This is a genomic window from Microbulbifer maximicatervae (SeqCode), assembly GCF_052467815.1.
Window position 1 is genome coordinate 1,454,582 of the sequence record NZ_CP174326.1, and the last position, 17,068, is coordinate 1,471,649.

Annotated in this window: 12 protein-coding genes; 7 read left to right on the forward strand and 5 right to left on the reverse strand. The window is 53.3% G+C overall.

Annotated features, from left to right (window positions below):
* Positions 1-70: 70 nt before the first annotated feature.
* The gene (locus ACJJIW_RS06285; RefSeq protein ID WP_444936925.1) at positions 71-964 is read left to right on the forward strand and encodes a LysR family transcriptional regulator; all 894 of its coding nucleotides are present in this window, start codon (positions 71-73) and stop codon (positions 962-964) included.
* Between the two features lie 251 nt (positions 965-1,215).
* Here ACJJIW_RS06285 and ACJJIW_RS06290 read toward each other — a convergent pair whose 3' ends face one another.
* The 5 genes from ACJJIW_RS06290 to dnaA form a co-directional block, all read right to left on the reverse strand.
* The gene (locus tag ACJJIW_RS06290) at positions 1,216-2,997 is read right to left on the reverse strand and encodes a hypothetical protein (protein ID WP_444936926.1); all 1,782 of its coding nucleotides are present in this window, start codon (positions 2,995-2,997) and stop codon (positions 1,216-1,218) included.
* 311 nt (positions 2,998-3,308) lie between these two features.
* Complete coding sequence (gene gyrB / locus ACJJIW_RS06295; protein ID WP_444936927.1) at positions 3,309-5,729, reverse strand: DNA topoisomerase (ATP-hydrolyzing) subunit B; 2,421 nt, start codon at positions 5,727-5,729, stop codon at positions 3,309-3,311.
* Between the two features lie 18 nt (positions 5,730-5,747).
* Positions 5,748-6,854: a DNA replication/repair protein RecF gene (gene recF / locus ACJJIW_RS06300; RefSeq protein ID WP_444936928.1), complete on the reverse strand. Its 1,107-nt coding sequence runs from the start codon at positions 6,852-6,854 to the stop codon at positions 5,748-5,750.
* A gap of 123 nt (positions 6,855-6,977) precedes the next feature.
* Positions 6,978-8,084, reverse strand: a complete 1,107-nt coding sequence (gene dnaN / locus ACJJIW_RS06305; protein ID WP_108731194.1) for a DNA polymerase III subunit beta — start codon at positions 8,082-8,084, stop codon at positions 6,978-6,980.
* A gap of 33 nt (positions 8,085-8,117) precedes the next feature.
* Entirely contained in the window at positions 8,118-9,779 is a 1,662-nt protein-coding gene (gene dnaA / locus ACJJIW_RS06310) for a chromosomal replication initiator protein DnaA (RefSeq protein ID WP_444936929.1), read from the reverse strand.
* A 511-nt stretch (positions 9,780-10,290) separates the two neighbouring features.
* Here dnaA and rpmH point away from each other — a divergent pair.
* The 6 genes from rpmH to mnmG all read left to right on the forward strand — a co-directional run bounded on the left by rpmH (position 10,291) and on the right by mnmG (position 16,985).
* Positions 10,291-10,425, forward strand: coding sequence for a 50S ribosomal protein L34 (rpmH, locus tag ACJJIW_RS06315; protein WP_020413885.1), 135 nt, complete (start codon positions 10,291-10,293; stop codon positions 10,423-10,425).
* Between the two features lie 29 nt (positions 10,426-10,454).
* Positions 10,455-10,841: a ribonuclease P protein component gene (rnpA, locus tag ACJJIW_RS06320; protein ID WP_413663877.1), complete on the forward strand. Its 387-nt coding sequence runs from the start codon at positions 10,455-10,457 to the stop codon at positions 10,839-10,841.
* Positions 10,838-11,071 (forward strand): membrane protein insertion efficiency factor YidD, encoded by a 234-nt coding sequence (gene yidD / locus ACJJIW_RS06325; RefSeq protein ID WP_444936930.1) that lies wholly within the window; start codon positions 10,838-10,840, stop codon positions 11,069-11,071. The genes rnpA and yidD overlap by 4 nt, the downstream gene beginning before the upstream one ends.
* Before the next feature lie 8 nt (positions 11,072-11,079).
* Positions 11,080-12,750: a membrane protein insertase YidC gene (gene yidC / locus ACJJIW_RS06330; RefSeq protein WP_444936931.1), complete on the forward strand. Its 1,671-nt coding sequence runs from the start codon at positions 11,080-11,082 to the stop codon at positions 12,748-12,750.
* Between the two features lie 79 nt (positions 12,751-12,829).
* Entirely contained in the window at positions 12,830-14,206 is a 1,377-nt protein-coding gene (mnmE, locus tag ACJJIW_RS06335; protein WP_444936932.1) for a tRNA uridine-5-carboxymethylaminomethyl(34) synthesis GTPase MnmE, read from the forward strand.
* Between the two features lie 889 nt (positions 14,207-15,095).
* Entirely contained in the window at positions 15,096-16,985 is a 1,890-nt protein-coding gene (gene mnmG, locus ACJJIW_RS06340; RefSeq protein WP_444936933.1) for a tRNA uridine-5-carboxymethylaminomethyl(34) synthesis enzyme MnmG, read from the forward strand.
* Positions 16,986-17,068 lie beyond the last annotated feature (83 nt).

Below are 17,068 nucleotides of genomic sequence, written 5' to 3' on the forward strand. Positions count from 1 at the left end.
AGTGCTATTGACGGGAGACAGATTAACTGGACACTGTATGCAACGGAATACAGCAAAATAGGACAGTGTGTTGCATAAAGAGTCCATCGATTGGGGAGATATCCAGTTCTTTATCGCGGTAGCCAGGAGTAAGAGCGCTCGCAGCGTTGCTGACGACTTTAAAGTCAGCCATTCCACAGTTTCTCGCCGTATTGATGCCCTGGAGGAAAAGCTCCAGGCCAAGCTGTTTTATCGCAGCTCCAAAGGCTATCAGCTGACAGAGGATGGCAAAGCGATGCTCGACTACGCCCAATCGGCAGAGCAGTATCTAAATGCCGCGCAGAAGCATTTACGGGGGGGGAGTAACCAGCTCTCCGGGGAAGTTCGTATCACTATGCCGGATGTAGTCGCATCGCACTTAATTATCCCCTACCTAAATGACTTCTCACGAGCGTATCCAGAGATCAACGTACAGCTACTGGTTACTAGCCACGTTCTCGATTTGGAAAGTCACCAGGCCGACATAGCACTTCGTATTCTCCCCAAAGGCGACGTCGATGTTTCGGATCGACTTGTTGCTCGCAAGCTCGCCGACCTACCCAGTTGCTGTTACGGTTCTCCGGGGTATATCGAGAAATCTGTACCTGACGATGGCCACTGGCTCGGCTGGAGTGGCGATGACGCCACATTGAATTGGGCCAAAGACACGCCCTATCCACAGATGCCTTATCAGCACCAGATTAATCACGGTTTGATACAGCTAGAGGCAGTTAAGAGTGGACTGGGGCTGGCCAGGCTGCCCTGCTTTCTTGCAGATGGTGCTGAAGGAGTCGTTCGGGTCCCTGGGGCAGCTCCATCCAGCCTGCATGAACTGTGGCTAGTCTCCAACCCAGAGCACCGCAATGTTATGCGTTTTAAGGTTTTTAGGGAGTTTATCGTGAAGTTGTTTAGCCGCCTGAATGATAAGTTAATAGGCAAGGCTTAACTGCATCGACTGATATTTTTCTAAAAGTGATGGGATGTATTGTGGCTTTAGTGATAACTCAATACTGATTTACACGCTTTTTGGTCATAATTTTTGCCGACCAATACCCAATTTTCTGGGAGCTGATTGTCAGAGTGGATACTTGGTAATGGGGTAATCGGCTCATCCACTCTCATCACCAAGCTTAATATTGTCGCAAAGCAAGCTCTATTACAGCCTACTTTGCGCCTTACCTAACGCCCACTGGATAATTACATCCTCGTAGTTGAATTCACCAATACTTCACCTTCCGCGTAGAGTTCACAGCGATCCCTTATCTGGTACTGCTTTCGCTGTTCCTCACAGGCCTGAAGAGCGCTTTGACTCGCCTCAGCTTGGGTGCTTCCACCATCTTCGTTAAAACCGGCCACAAATGCGCCACGATAGTCCACAGCCATTGCCAGGGCCTTGTTTCCTGAGTACTTCCTGTAAGTTGACATTAGTTGGCCCAAGCCACTGATCTCAGGCTCGAACTCCAATCCCTCTTCCTCCTCCAACTCATCCAGCATCGACTGCAACTGTGCCCGCGAGCCTTCTTCTGCAATTTGCATGAATAGCGGTTGGGAGACTTTTGCGAAGAGATCTTTATCTCGGTCCAGGTAAAGCTCCAGCACATACCACCAAGCGATTCCTGTTTCTCTCGGTGCGCGTAAATACGCCTGCTCCAACATTTCCGTATACTTCTGGCGGGGATACCCCAAAACTTGCATTGTGATCGCCAGTTCATGCCAGTACGCCGGTACTTCCCCATTGGCATTTACCAATTGAACATATTTATCCCGGATACGTTTCATGTTTCTGGGACTGGGGTGTCCCTCCTCCGCCAAGGCTGCCGATAAATCATTTTTTGCCTGGGCTTCAAGATACCAGGTTTCTCCCTGGTACTGCGCCGGAATAGAGTTCAAGACTTCCTCAGCGCGGGAATAGTTTCCTTCACCTGTCAAGGCAATGGCCAGTGCGGACTTTAACGATGGGCTAGAAGCCTGCTTTTTATCTGCATAGGCAATATATCTCTCTAGTGCTTCGGATCCCTGCTCTGAAATTGCCATAAAGTAGGCCAGTTCTGAGACTGCGGTACTACTTTCCATCAGGTTAACGGTGGGGGACTCAACAACACCATTATCGGAAAGCTCTCCCTCGTAATAATTGAAATGACTTTTCGGCAATTTCTTATACTGCTCATTGAGCTCGTCAAAAGTCATTCCCAGAGCTTCAGGTAGGCCCGCAATTGGATCATCGCCGGCGTTGAAAGCCTCCAAATATTCATTTAAGGCTTTATTTCTACCTTTATCGAAAATCATCCAGTGAGCTAACATCCATCCACTGGCATAAAGTGCCCCGGTATCCCTTGAATTCAGCGAACCAGGAGTGGCTGAAAGCAGCTTATCCAGTGGTAACTCTCTCGCTCGAGTAAGACTAATCGCTCGATCAACAGGTATTTTTCCAAAGCTGTACTTTTTATTTTCCTCAAAATCTACTGTGGAAAATACTTCAGCAATACCTTCACTAAACCAGTAGGGGTAGAGGTGCTGGCTTCCGCTGTAGGTCAAAAAATGCGTATATTCATGAAACAACGTCTGACGGGCCGGGTTGTCAGGAAGGAGGCGATTTCCGTTTAGGTTCAATAATGCAAAACTCCCATACGCAGTATTATGGAATTGTCCAATGACAGTTCTAGACGACTCACTACCGCTGACTCCTTTAAAACTGAGCCGATCATCCAGGGCGTATATCGTCAACTTCTGTTGATCTGCTGAATACCTGATATATTGTTTTGCAAAAATCCGAAATCGTTCTAAGTCTATTGCCAGTTTTTCAACTTGCTTGGGGTTGTCATTGGTAACGATCCGAAAATGCTCGGTTTCGATCTCATACCATTCGGAATTCACTAATTTCTGCGTGCTTGTGCAACCGTATAAAGCTAGTGCAATCACACCACAAGTAGCTACAAAACGACGAGCATTGCCGAGAATAGAAGAGATTAGGTTCCCCATAAGCCTTATGGTCCGTTTAATTTTATTTTTTCGTAGAAATAGATAGGTAGGAAGGTTACCTATAATTTTTTCTTTTTAAAAATACAACAAAATTATTGCTTGGCCAGAATTTACTAAAAATTTTACTGTTTACTTTGATTGTTTGTCAGTAATTTCAGGCTTTAAAGGAAGAACAGGTACGGATCGGCGTGACGCTTTTGATAGGGGAGAAAAAAAGATCGTATTTATCGCAAGTTATTTTTAAGCGGAAAAATATCCACAGTAATTCCCCCTTTTGGGGAATTACTGTGGGATTTTCGGAAAAATGGCAATTAGACGTCGAGGTTTTCCACCGCCAGGGCGTTGGTCTCGATAAAGTCACGGCGTGGCTCTACCTGATCGCCCATCAGGGTGGTAAAGATCTGGTCTGCTGCGATAGCATCTTCAACAGTTACCTGCAGCATACGGCGGCTCTCTGGGTCCATGGTGGTTTCCCAAAGCTGCTCCGGGTTCATTTCTCCCAGTCCTTTATAGCGCTGGATACCGTAGCCTCTGCGACTCTCGCCCATCAGCCAGTCCATCACTTCAGGGAAGGTACCAACAGGGTGCTGCTTCTCGCCGCGCTGGATAAAGGCACCCTCTTCCAATAGACCCACCATTTTCTCACCCAGAGCGCAGATAGACGCGTACTCGGCGGAATCGAAGAACTCATGGTTAATCAGGTAGTCGCTGCCGACACCGTGAGCCACGATATGGATATGGGGCAGGAATAGGCCGCGCTCGGTGTTCTCCTGAACCGTCACTTCGTGACGACGGGTTCCACCACTTTCTTCGTCACCAAGTTTCTCCTGGAGCTTCTCACTCCAAGCTGCGACTTTCTCCTGGGACTGTAGGTCTTCCTGAGACAAGCTGGGCAGGTAGATCATGCTGTGCAGCACTTCCTCGGGGTACAGACGCGACAGGCGGTCGATTGTCGCCAGTACGCTGCGGTATTCGCCTACCAGGCTCTCCAGGGAGGCACCAGAAAGCCCTGGGGCGTCCGGGTTCACAAACAGCGTGGCGCCTTCCAGGGCGGCGTTGGTGAGGAACTGGGTTAGAGCGCCCTCATCCTTCAGGTACTGTTCCTGTTTGCCCTTGGAGATCTTGTACAGCGGCGGCTGGGCGATGTAGATGTGACCCCGCTCGATCAGCTCCGGCATCTGACGGAAGAAGAAGGTGAGCAACAGGGTGCGGATATGGGCTCCATCCACGTCAGCATCGGTCATGATGATGATACTGTGGTAACGCAGCTTGTCCGGGTTGAACTCGCTCTTGCCGATGCCACAGCCCAGTGCGGTAATCAGGGTACCCACTTCGGCACTGGAGAGCATTTTGTCGAAGCGCGCTTTTTCCACATTGAGGATCTTACCTTTCAACGGCAGGATCGCCTGGGTGCGGCGATCGCGTCCCTGCTTGGCAGAACCACCGGCGGAGTCACCCTCCACCAGGTAAATTTCAGATAGTGCCGGATCTTTTTGCTGGCAATCAGCTAGTTTTCCAGGCAGGCCGGCAATATCCAGTGCACCCTTGCGGCGAGTCATTTCGCGGGCTTTGCGGGCTGCCTCACGAGCTTTGGCCGCGTCGATCATCTTGGTGACGACAGATTTGGCTTCCTGTGGGTTCTCCATCAGGTAGTCTGTGAAGTGGTGGCCCATCTCCTGCTCTACAGCGGGTTTCACTTCGGATGAAACCAGCTTGTCCTTGGTCTGGGAAGAGAATTTCGGGTCCGGAACCTTCACAGAGATAATCGCGGTGAGACCTTCCCTGGCGTCATCGCCAGTGGTGTTCACCTTGTCTTTCTTGCCCAGGCCTTCCCGCTCGATATAGCTGTTCAGGCCACGGGTCAGGGCTGCACGAAAGCCCGCCAGGTGGGTGCCGCCGTCGCGCTGGGGAATATTGTTGGTGTAGCAAAAGATGCTTTCCTGGAAGCTATCGTTCCACTGTAATGCCACCTCTACAGCAATGCCGTCTTCACGCTGGCTCTGGAAGTGTAGAACCTTATTAATTGGGGTTTTGTTCTGGTTGAGGAACTCCACAAAGGCACTCAAACCACCTTCGTATTCATAGACCTCTTCCTTACCGCTGCGCTCGTCTTTCAGGACAATACGCACACCGGAGTTCAAGAAGGACAGCTCGCGCAGGCGCTTGGCCAGCACGTCGAAATGGAATTCGATATTGCTGAAGGTGTCCTCTGAGGGTTTGAAGTGCACCGTGGTGCCGGTGGTATCGCTGTCACCCACAACTTCCAGGGGTGCCTGGGGCACACCGTGGTGGTAGGTCTGCTCGTGGATCTTGCCACCGCGACGGATAGTCAGCTTCAGCTCCTTGGACAGAGCGTTTACCACCGATACTCCTACCCCGTGCAGACCGCCGGAGACCTTGTAGGTGTTGTCATCAAATTTACCGCCCGCGTGAAGGACGGTCATAATCACTTCTGCTGCAGAAACCCCCTCTTCCGGGTGAATCTCTGTCGGGATACCACGGCCATTGTCCGATACGGAAATGGACTCATCCGGGTGGATGGTTACACGGATCTCATCACAGTGGCCGGCCAGCGCTTCATCGATGGAGTTGTCGACCACCTCGAATACCATGTGGTGCAGACCGGTGCCATCGTCGGTATCACCAATATACATTCCGGGGCGCTTGCGCACCGCATCCAGGCCTTTTAATACCTTGATACTGCTTGAGTCATAGCTTTGCTGCTCTGACATTTATTCGCTCCATTAAACTTATTGTGCGGCCGAAGCTTCGGCACTGATCTTCCCATGTTCCACGTGGAACACTTTCGGGCAATTCCAAGGGGCATCTAGTTGCCGCCAGGGGCGGCTTGTAGTGCCCTCATCAATTCCGGTTACAAGCACCTGGCTGGCACAACGCCCAACCCAATGCGCAAAAATCTGTTGGTTACTGTCATCCAGCTCTGCCGGCAAGTCATCTACCAGGAATACTGGCATATCCCCCTGCCTGCAGACTACCTCCGCCATGGCCGTGCGCACTGCACACACCAACATCTTCTGTTGGCCTCGAGATAGGATATTGTGGGCCGACTCACCGGCTACGGTAAAACGAATATCCGCCCTATGGGGACCAATGCGCGTATGCCCCTGTGAAACATCTGATTCTCGTGATTCAGATAGAGCGCTACGCAAATCAACTTCTTTACGCCAGCCGCGACGGTAACTCATATCAACACGGCTCAATAGGCTCTGTGGTAACTCATCGAGAAGTTGCGAAACAGCGGTCTGCAATTGAGAAAACTGAGCTAATCGCAGATCGTTTACACGCTCGCCACTAAGGGCCAACTGCTCTTCCCATACGCCGATGCTGGCCTCATCGATTTTACCACGACGCAGGAGAGCATTTCGCTGCCGCAGTGCGATTTGATAATTTTTCCACTCCTGGGCAAATAAATGTTCCACGTGGAACACTGTCCAATCCAGCAACCGGCGCCGAACGCCGGGACCACCATCAAGTGCGGAAAAACTTTCACTGTTTATCAATTGAAGTGGCAGGCAACTAGCAAGCTGTGAGCTGGATTCTGCTGGAGCCTGGTTTACCCTGATTCGGCCCGAGCCATCTGCGAGGCGCTCTACCCCCAAGTTAAAACCCGTATCGAGCTGGGCAAAAACCGTAAGCCCACCTGTATCGTGCTGAATAACCGACTTATGCTGGCGAGAGCGAAAGGAACGACCGGTTGCCAGCATATGTACCGCCTCTAGCAGTGAAGTCTTGCCACTGCCATTCGCACCACAAAACACATTAACGCCAGGACCCAGCTTGAGATCAGCAGAGCAGATATTTCGAAAATTAGATAAGAGAAGACGGGTCAGCGCCACAGACACCTCCCCCGGAGTGAAGAGCGCGATGCACATGCACAGACATCGCTTTGTTTATCGGCTACCCCACCGAGCGGGGAGGTAGCCTCAATCCATTCAGAAAAGAGCAATGGGTGGGCTGCCTTACAGGCGCATAGGCATAATCACGTACAGAGCATCACCTTCTTCAGGTTGCTGCAGCAGAGCACTGCTGTTGGCATCCGCCAGACTGATACGGATCTGGTCACTGTGAATAGCACCAGTGACGTCCAGCAGATAGGAAACGTTAAAACCAATCTCCATTGGCTCACCTACGTAATCCACCATCATCTGCTCTTCCGCCTCTTCTTGCTCCGGGTTGTTGGCAACAATCTGCAGCAGCCCCTCAGAAACCTGAAGGCGCACCCCACGGTATTTCTCGTTGGAGAGAATCGCCGCTCGGGAGAAGGCCTGGCGCAACCCCTGGCGATCCGCATAGACCACATTGCCCGCACCTCGCGGCAACACACGCTCGTAGTCAGGGAATTTGCCGTCTACCAATTTAGAGGTGAAAGTAAACTGACCACTAACCACACGAATATGGTTGTTACCCAGCACTACCTGTGCCTGTGCATCGCTGTCTTCAAGCAAACGACCCAGCTCAAGTACGCCTTTGCGCGGCACAATAGCCTGGATAGGCGTGGCGACATCCAGGCCGGGGGCATCGCGATCGCAAAGCGCCAAGCGGTGGCCATCAGTAGCAACCGCGCGCAGCTGCTGCGGGCGACACTCTAGCAGTAAACCATTCAGGTAATAGCGCACATCCTGCTGAGCCATAGCAAAACTGGTGGCTTCTATCAGGCGGCGGATCTCGCGCTGGGAGATATCGAAACGAGTCTGTGCACTGGCCTCTTCCTGGTTCGGGAAGTCCGCTGCGGGCAGAGTCGACAGCTGAAAACGGCTGCGACCACTGCGCAATATCAGGCGCTCGCCATCGCGCTCAAACTTTAGTTCAGCACCATCGGGCAGAGAGCGACAGATATCCAGCAGCTTGCGTGCGGGGACGGTCACCTCACCTTCCATTTCTACACCGTCTACACCGAGACGGCCGACAATTTCCACTTCCAGGTCAGTACCGGTCAGGGAGAGTTCCTGGCCCTGTAACTGCATCAACACATTGGCCAGGACTGGCAGTGTTTGGCGTTTCTCAACAACACCGGCCACCAGTTGTAACGGCTTCAGAAGGGCGTCCCGGCTCACATTGAATTTCATCGGTAGTTTCGCCTTGTTTTGTCAGTTATTCGATTAAGTGGTCAGCGACCGTGTCAGCAATTTAACGTCCTCGCGAATATCCGCGTCGGACTCCTGCAACTCACGTATTTTGCGGCAGGCATGCAGTACTGTTGTGTGGTCGCGACCACCGAAGGCATCGCCGATCTCCGGCAAGCTGTGATTGGTCAGCTCCTTGGCCAGGGACATAGCGACTTGGCGGGGACGGGCCACCGAGCGACTGCGCCGCTTGGAGAGCAAATCCGCCACCTTAATTTTGTAGTATTCAGCGACAACCCGCTGGATATTATCCACACTGACCAGTCGATCCTGTAGGGCCAACAGGTCTTTTAGTGCTTCGCGCACAAGGACATCGTCAATAGCGCGGCCGGTAAATTGCGAATTGGCAATTACGCGACGCAGTGCACCCTCGAGCTCTCGCACATTGGAGCGAATACGCTGCGCAATAAAGAAAGCGGAGTCGTGGGGCAAGTCCACACCCACCTGCTCGGCCTTCTTCATCAAAATAGCTACCCGGGTCTCGAGCTCCGGAGGCTCTACAGCCACCGTTAATCCCCAGCCAAAGCGGGATTTCAAGCGCTCTTCCAAGCCGTCGATCTCTTTCGGATAGCGGTCACAGGTTAGGATAATCTGTTGACCACCTTCCAACAGGGCATTAAAGGTATGGAAAAACTCCTCCTGAGAGCGCTCCTTACCGGCAAAGAACTGGATATCATCAATAAGAAGGGCATCAACAGACCGGTAGTAGCGCTTAAAGTCGCTGATCGCATTCAGCTGCAGCGCTTTCACCATATCTGCAACAAAGCGCTCGGAGTGCAAATACACCACCTTAGCATTGGGGTTGCGCTCCAACAGTGCGTTGCCAACTGCGTGCATCAAGTGAGTTTTCCCCAGACCCACGCCCCCATATATAAAGAGGGGATTGTAGGCGCCGCCCGGATTGTCAGAAATCTGTTGTGCCGCAGCGAGGCCCAGCTGGTTGGACTTACCTTCAACAAAGGATTTGAAAGTAAAGTTGCGATTGAGTGAGCTACCGTGCTTGATGGCCCCCTCCACCTCAACCTGCCTGGCCGGCTGCTCCGGTACGGAGCGAGCCATACCATTCATAGCCGGTGGTCGCAGATCTGTCAGGGCCAGTTCGCCTGTCGTCATTTGCTCGGCAGTAACCTCCTCAGCCATCGCGGGATGAGGCACCGGCCTGCTGGCACCAAACCCAGACCCCAGCGGTGAAGTCACCGGAGGTGGCGCAGTGGCAACAGGTGGTACAGATACCTGTGGCGGTACTACTGCCGGCTGGACTGGAGGTGGTGGCGGAGTTGGCGCCGATGGCGCGGGTGTCGGTACCGGTGTCGGTACCGGTGTCGGTGTCGGTGTCGGTGTAGGAGGGGCATTATTTGTTACATGGCCGCGCTGGAAGCGAGCCGGCCGGCGAGCGGTAATCTCGAGCGCCACTTGCAGAGGGCGCCCTGGTGCAAACTGTTGCACCAACTCGCGAATGCGGTTCAGGAATTTATTGCCAACCCAGTCCAACACAAAGCGGTTCGGTGCGATCAGGCGCAACTCGCCCTCCGCACTAACGGGATTGACGCGCAACGGCCTGATCCAGGTATTGAACTGCTGAGACGGCAGCTCGTCCTGTAAACAGCTCGCGCACTGCTTCCATACGGATTCAGTCAAGAAACCCCCCAAAAAACCCCAAAATGGTAAGACCAAGGAGAGACGGCAAGGCCGGATTAGAAATCACCCGGGACCGTCAAATAAGATCGGCGCAGTATACCTTTCCACCTTTAGGTTATCCACAAGAAAGACTGCATCTGTTGAAAAAACTGCGCAAAAAGATCCACACAATCAAGGATTTGCACAACAATTAGACAATTGAGGTGGAAACCCTTCGAAAGTTATCCACAGAAAGCTGTGGGTATCTTGGGGTCAATCAGTGGGCATTCAGAGATACCCCTGATGACTCAACGACTTGTCTAGTTGGCGTAAAAAATTACAGTAAACTCGCGCACCAATAAAAAGAATTTCCCTGATTAGCGCGTTGCTTTCGCTGCTGGCTTTCTATACAATCCGCGGCCTTCGCAGCGCGTAGCTCCGTCTGCACCGGCTTTGTGCCGGACCGGAGTCCAGGCCGCGGCCGGGAAAGGTCCCGAGAAATTTTGAACACAAAGTCTCAGGTAGCAAGACTATGAAACGCACATTTCAACCAAGCAACTTGAAGCGCAAGCGCACTCACGGTTTCCGCGCTCGCATGGCAACCAAAAACGGCCGTAAGATTCTGGCCCGCCGTCGCGCTAAAGGCCGCAAAGTACTGTCTGCATAAGATCTCTTCCCTTTTAGAGATATCTCTTTATGCAGCAGGTGCGCAGCAGCTTCGGATTTGCCAAGACGCTGCGCCTGCTTAATGCGGCGCAGTATCGCTTGGTATTCAATGAAAACCAGGTGCGCGCCGCACACCCTCATCTGTTGATCCTCGCCCGTCCCAACTCTTTGGAACACCCGCGTCTCGGCCTCGTTATTGCTAAAAAGCATGTACGCAACGCCTCCGACCGCAATCAAATCAAGCGTATAACCCGGGAAACCTTCCGTCTGCAGCAATATGATTTGCCGCCGCTGGATGCCGTGGTGCTCGCGCGCCCTGGGGTCGCAGATCTGGATAAGGCCGAGTTGGCGAAACTACTGAATAAACTCTGGCGTAAACTGGCCAAGCGGGCTCGACAGCCGCAACCCCGACCATGAAGTGGGTACTGATCAAGCTGATCCATGTATACCGCTACCTGGCCAGCCCCTGGGTAGGCAACCAATGTCGCTTCTACCCCACCTGCTCCCGGTACTCTGAAGAGGCCATTGAAACTCATGGAGCGATAAAAGGGGGTTATTTAACTCTGCGCCGCCTTATAAAATGCCACCCCTGGCACCCTGGTGGATTGGACCCGGTTCCCCCTACCAGACACAAGAACACGCTCTAGGTAACAAGATGGATTGGCAACGCTATACGCTGCTCGGCGGAATTCTCGCGGTTCTCCTGGCACTTATCTTCCAGTGGAATGCATTTCAAGAGAAACACACTCCTGAACTCGACCGCGAAACCGTCGTGCAGACTGGCGGCGAGACTGTCAGCCAAATACCCGCCGAAACACCCGCGAGCACCGGCGACAGTGATGTTCCCCAACTTCGCTCCCAGGTGCCCGCATCCGATGAAGGCAGCAGTACTGAGAGCAGGCTGATCAGTGTCACCACCGACGTTTTTGATCTGCTCATCAATCCTCGTGGCGGCGATATCGTCAAAGTGGCGCTGCGCAAACAACAAGAGAAGTTGGATACCCCGGACCAACCCCTGATCCTGTTGAACCAGACCCGCAACCATACTTATATTGCCCAGAGTGGCCTTATCGGTAAAAACGGGACCGACAGCGCTGCTGGCCGCCCGGTTTTCAAGGTGGCAAAAACCGAATATGCGATGGTTGAGGGCGACGATACCCTGATAGTAGACCTGACTCTGCAACAGGAAGGCGCCAATATCACCAAGCGCTTCACCTTCAAGCGTGGAGACTACCTAATCCAAGTGGCCTACCTGGTGGATAACACCAGTGACAAACCCTGGTCCGCGGCCATGTTTGGTCAGATTAAGCGCGATGCCAGTGAACCCGCAACCGACACCGGTTTCGGCATGTCGCCTTTCCTCGGCGCCGCCATCCGCACCAACGAAAAGAACTACTTCAAGCAGGACTTCGAGGAGATTGCTGAAAGCCCCACCCGCGAAACCATCGAAGGTGGTTGGGTAGCTATGGTTCAGCACTACTTTATCAGTGCCTGGATTCCCCCCCAGGGCGAGCGCAATACTTTTGAATTGAAGGAGCTATCCAACGGCCTCTTCCGCATGGGCTTTACCGCACCTCAAGTGCAAATCCCCGCTGCCACCCAAGGCGAGCTGAGCGCTTCTTTCTACGCTGGCCCGAAAGATGTCTACCGTCTGGAAGAAATCTCTCCCGGCCTCGACCTGACCGTCGATTACGGCTGGCTCTGGTGGATCGCCAAACCGCTGTTCGGTGTCCTGCACTTTATCCAGGAGCATATTGTCAGCAACTGGGGCTGGGCGATCATCCTGCTCACCGTATTTATCAAGACGCTGCTTCTGCCACTGTCCGCCGCTGGCACCAAGTCCATGGCGCGTATGCGCAAGTTTGCGCCGCAGATGAAAAAGCTGCAGGAGCAGTACAAGGATAACCGGCAAAAGCTGGCGGAAGAGACCATGAAGCTCTACCGCCGCGAGAAGATCAATCCGATGGGTGGCTGCCTGCCGATCCTGTTGCAGATGCCGGTATTTATCGCGCTCTACTGGATGCTCACCGAAACCGTTGAGCTGCGCCACGCGCCCTGGATTTTCTGGATTCACGATCTGTCGGCGAAGGACCCCTACTTTATCCTGCCGGTATTGATGGGCCTGTCTATGTGGTTTATGCAAAAGCTGAACCCAGCGCCCACCGACCCAACCCAAGCCCGCATCATGCAGTTGATGCCGGTGATGATGACAGTGTTCTTCCTGTGGTTCCCAGCGGGTCTGGTTCTGTACTGGATCGCCAACAACCTGATTACCATTGGGCAAACCTGGTATATCAACAAACAGGTGGATGCCGGTAAGTACTAACCAGTACCGATCTGTAGCAACACAATAAACAAGGGCCGCAAATGCGGCCCTTTTCCGTTCTGTCGAGTAAACTCAGCCGATGACACAAGAAAGCCTCAATCGCGACACTATTGCCGCTGTTGCCACCGCGCCCGGGCGCGGCGGTATCGGCGTTATCCGACTGTCGGGCACAAGAGCCCTGCAAATTGCCCAACAAATCTGCGGGGAAAAAACCCTCCAGCCCCGCTCTGCCCACTACCGGAACTTTACCCACAAAGGGCAGTTAATCGACCAGGGATTGGCGCTCTTTTTCCCCGGTCCCAACTCCTTTACCGGGGAGGATGTGGTGGAGCTCCAGGGACACGGCGGTCCGGTAATTCTCGATCAGTTACTTCAAGCCGCTATCGAGTTGGGCGCTCGACAAGCCCGCCCCGGAGAATTTTCCGAACGGGCTTTCCTCAACGACAAAATGGATTTAACTCAGGCCGAAGCGATCGCCGATTTAATCGACGCCGGCAGTGCCCAGGCAGCGCGCAATGCCATGCGCTCACTGCAAGGCGCGTTTTCCGAGAAAATCGAAGACCTGGTGGAAAATCTTACCCATCTGCGTATCTACGTGGAGGCCGCCATTGATTTCCCCGAAGAGGAAATCGACTTCCTCGCCGATGGCAAAGTGGCAGCTGATATAGAAACCCTACTGGCACAAATGGTGGGTGTGGAAACCCAGGCGCGCCAGGGCGCAATAATGCGCGAGGGAATGCGAGTTGCTATCGCAGGACGCCCCAATGCAGGGAAATCCAGCCTTCTCAACACACTGGCCGGACACGACGCCGCTATTGTCACCGATATCGCCGGTACCACTCGGGATATCCTGCGTGAACATATTCATATCGACGGTATGCCCCTCCAGTTTGCCGATACTGCGGGATTAAGGGATGCCCCGGATAGAGTCGAACAAATTGGTATCGAACGCGCCTGGGAGGAAATCCACGGCGCAGACCGGGTACTACTTGTCATGGATGCAGAGCAGCTCCACTCCCTGGATCCCACACAAGTTTGGCCAGAATTTACCAGTCAGCTGAGAGATCTCGATAAACTAACATTAGTACTGAATAAGATTGACCTCACCGACTACAGCGCTGGCCTTCAGGCACACACTGAAGGCGTGCCAGTGATTGCCATCAGTGCAAAAACAGGTGCCGGGCTCGATGCGTTAAAAGAGCATTTAAAACAGAGTATTGGTTTCAGCGGCGCTGGAGAGGGAGCATTCAGTGCCAGGCGCCGACACCTGGACGCACTGGGCCGGGCACAAGCTTTTATACATCAGGGCCAGCGGCAACTTCACACTAGCGGTGCAGGCGAACTGCTCGCCGAAGACTTACGCCAGGCCCAGCAGGCTCTGGGAGAAATTACTGGCACCGTCAGTGCCGATGAATTACTCGGCAAGATCTTCGGCAGTTTTTGTATCGGTAAGTAAACGCCCCATCCCAACTTCCAAGTTATCCCAAGGGGGAGGCTACTTTATCCTCCCCCGTTTCTCTCCTTCCAGCTTCCCAACATATTTCTCACTTCTTTTACACAGGCTTAACCCCGACTTTCAGGGCGGGTAAATTAAATCCCCAATTTTTCCCGATCTTATTAAATAGATTCGCGAAAAAATCTGGCAAAAAACTCTGCAAAATAAGATATGGCGCCGATCGAGTTATACATGTCCACGGGGATTTCCCGTGGATATCTTTTCACTTGCTTCAATCACCTATAAATCACATAGATACAGCACAAAACTCACAGACTTATACAATATTCACTCTTACGCACAATTAACCCCCAAGTCTTATCACCCTCTACGCACAAGCTAAAACCTGAAATTGCCAGGTGTGAGTAAAAAAGGGGATAAACACCTGCGTAAGCAACGAATGCTATGATGATAACTTTCCCGCCAGCACGAGGCGCGCAAAGTTGTCCCGGCTTTCCACAATCGTCTACCGGGGTTGCCCCCCCTTCAGCCAAGGGGTTATTGCCCATGTTTTCATTAGTGTAAACTGTTGATTTATAAGACTTTTTTTTGCTTATACATGATTTGCCGGACACTAATAAAAACAACTAAATCAAAAACCTCTCTCTAAGAAATACATTTATTCATTTATATAAACTTAAGAGAGCCAAAAAATAATTTGCTCTAAAGCTAGCTCTAGAAAGTTTCCTTGGAGAGAGAGCCCCAATAGCATGGAACTGGATAGTCTCAGTTTTTACCGCTTTACAAGCGTCTACCAACTAGAGTGCAGGAATATGCTTGTAGCCAATTGCTGACTCACACCTACTGCCTATAAAATGTGCGCCCCCAGTTGTAACCAGTAGCAGCCACTATGGAATTCCCTAAGACCTATGATGTGATCGTGATCGGCGGAGGCCACGCAGGTACCGAAGCCTCACTGGCAGCGGCACGTATGGGAGCTTCCACTCTGCTGCTGACCCACAATATCGAGACCCTTGGACAAATGTCCTGCAACCCGGCGATCGGCGGTATCGGCAAGAGTCATCTCGTGAAGGAAGTCGATGCCCTCGGTGGCGCTATGGCAACGGCAACAGACCTGGGCGGAATTCAGTTCCGGGTCCTCAATGCCCGCAAAGGCCCCGCAGTAAGGGCAACTCGTGCCCAGGCCGATAGAGCCCTGTATCGCGCCGCTATCCGTTCAATCCTGGAAGCACAGGAAAACCTGGAGATCTTCCAACAAGCGGCGGATGACCTGATTGTCGAAGGTGAACGGGTTGTGGGCGTTGTCACCAATGCGGGGGTGCGCTTTCGCGCCAAGACAGTGGTACTGACCGCAGGGACTTTCCTCGGTGGGCGTATACATATCGGCTTGGATAACCACGCCGGCGGCCGCGCTGGAGACCCGCCCTCGATTGCCCTTGCAGATCGTCTGCGCGAACTGCCTTTCCGCGTCGATCGCCTCAAAACTGGCACCCCTCCCCGTATTGATGCCCGCTCGGTAGATTTCTGCGAGCTGGAGGAACAGTGGGGAGATAGCCCCACACCGGTGATGTCCTATTTGGGCAGCCGCGATCAGCACCCGCGCCAGGTCTGCTGCTGGATTACCCACACCAATGCCCGCACCCACGAAATTATCCAGGGCGGGCTCGACCGCTCGCCCATGTACTCCGGCGTGATTGAGGGGATTGGCCCGCGCTACTGCCCCTCCATCGAGGACAAGGTGCACCGCTTTGCGGACAAAGATAGCCACCAGGTGTTTATCGAGCCGGAAGGGCTGACCACCAACGAGCTGTACCCTAATGGTATTTCCACCAGTCTGCCCTTCGACGTACAGATTGAGCTGGTGCACTCCATCAAAGGCTTTGAAAAGGCACATATCACCCGCCCGGGCTATGCGATTGAGTACGATTTCTTCGACCCGCGCGATCTTTTGCCGTCCCTGCAAACCAAATTTATCCAGGGGCTCTATTTTGCCGGCCAGATCAATGGCACCACCGGCTACGAAGAAGCGGCCGCCCAGGGACTCCTGGCTGGCGCCAACGCAGCCCTGCAGGCCCAAGAGCGCGAAGCCTGGTCCCCGCGTCGGGATGAAGCCTACCTGGGCGTGCTTGTGGATGATTTGATCACCAGCGGCACCAAAGAGCCCTACCGAATGTTTACCAGCCGTGCGGAATATCGCTTGCTGCTCCGTGAGGACAATGCTGACCTGCGCCTGACCGAAAAAGGTCGCGAATTGGGCCTGGTCGACGATACCCGCTGGGCAGCGTTCAGTGAAAAGCGCGAGGCGATCGCTCGGGAGACCCAGCGACTACAAGATACCTGGGTGCACCCAAAGACACCCCAGGCCGCCTCTGTAGAAACCAAATTGCCGCAGCCATTGGCGCGGGAATACAGCCTGATGGACCTGCTGCGCCGTCCGGAACTAGGCTATCAGGATGTGGCGGGCCTCAAAGGGGAAGCGGTAACCGACGAGCAGGTTGCCGAACAGGTTGAAATTTCGGCCAAGTACGCCGGCTATATCGATCGCCAGCGCGAGGAAATTGAGCGCTTGCAGGCCTACGAAGATACCCCGATCCCGGCGGACTTCGACTACAGCGATATTTCTGGTCTGTCCAATGAGGTTAAGCAAAAGCTGGGAGAGACCCGCCCGGATACCCTGGCACGGGCCTCGCGAATACCGGGCGTCACGCCCGCATCCATATCCCTGCTGTTGATCCAATTGAAAAAGCGCGGGCTGCTGAAGCGCAAAAAAGCGGTATAAATCAGTTTTCCACAGGGTATCCCGCGAGGCCCTGCGGGGTTTGAGTTTCGCGGGACTACTGGGGGATAGACCCATTTCTCACT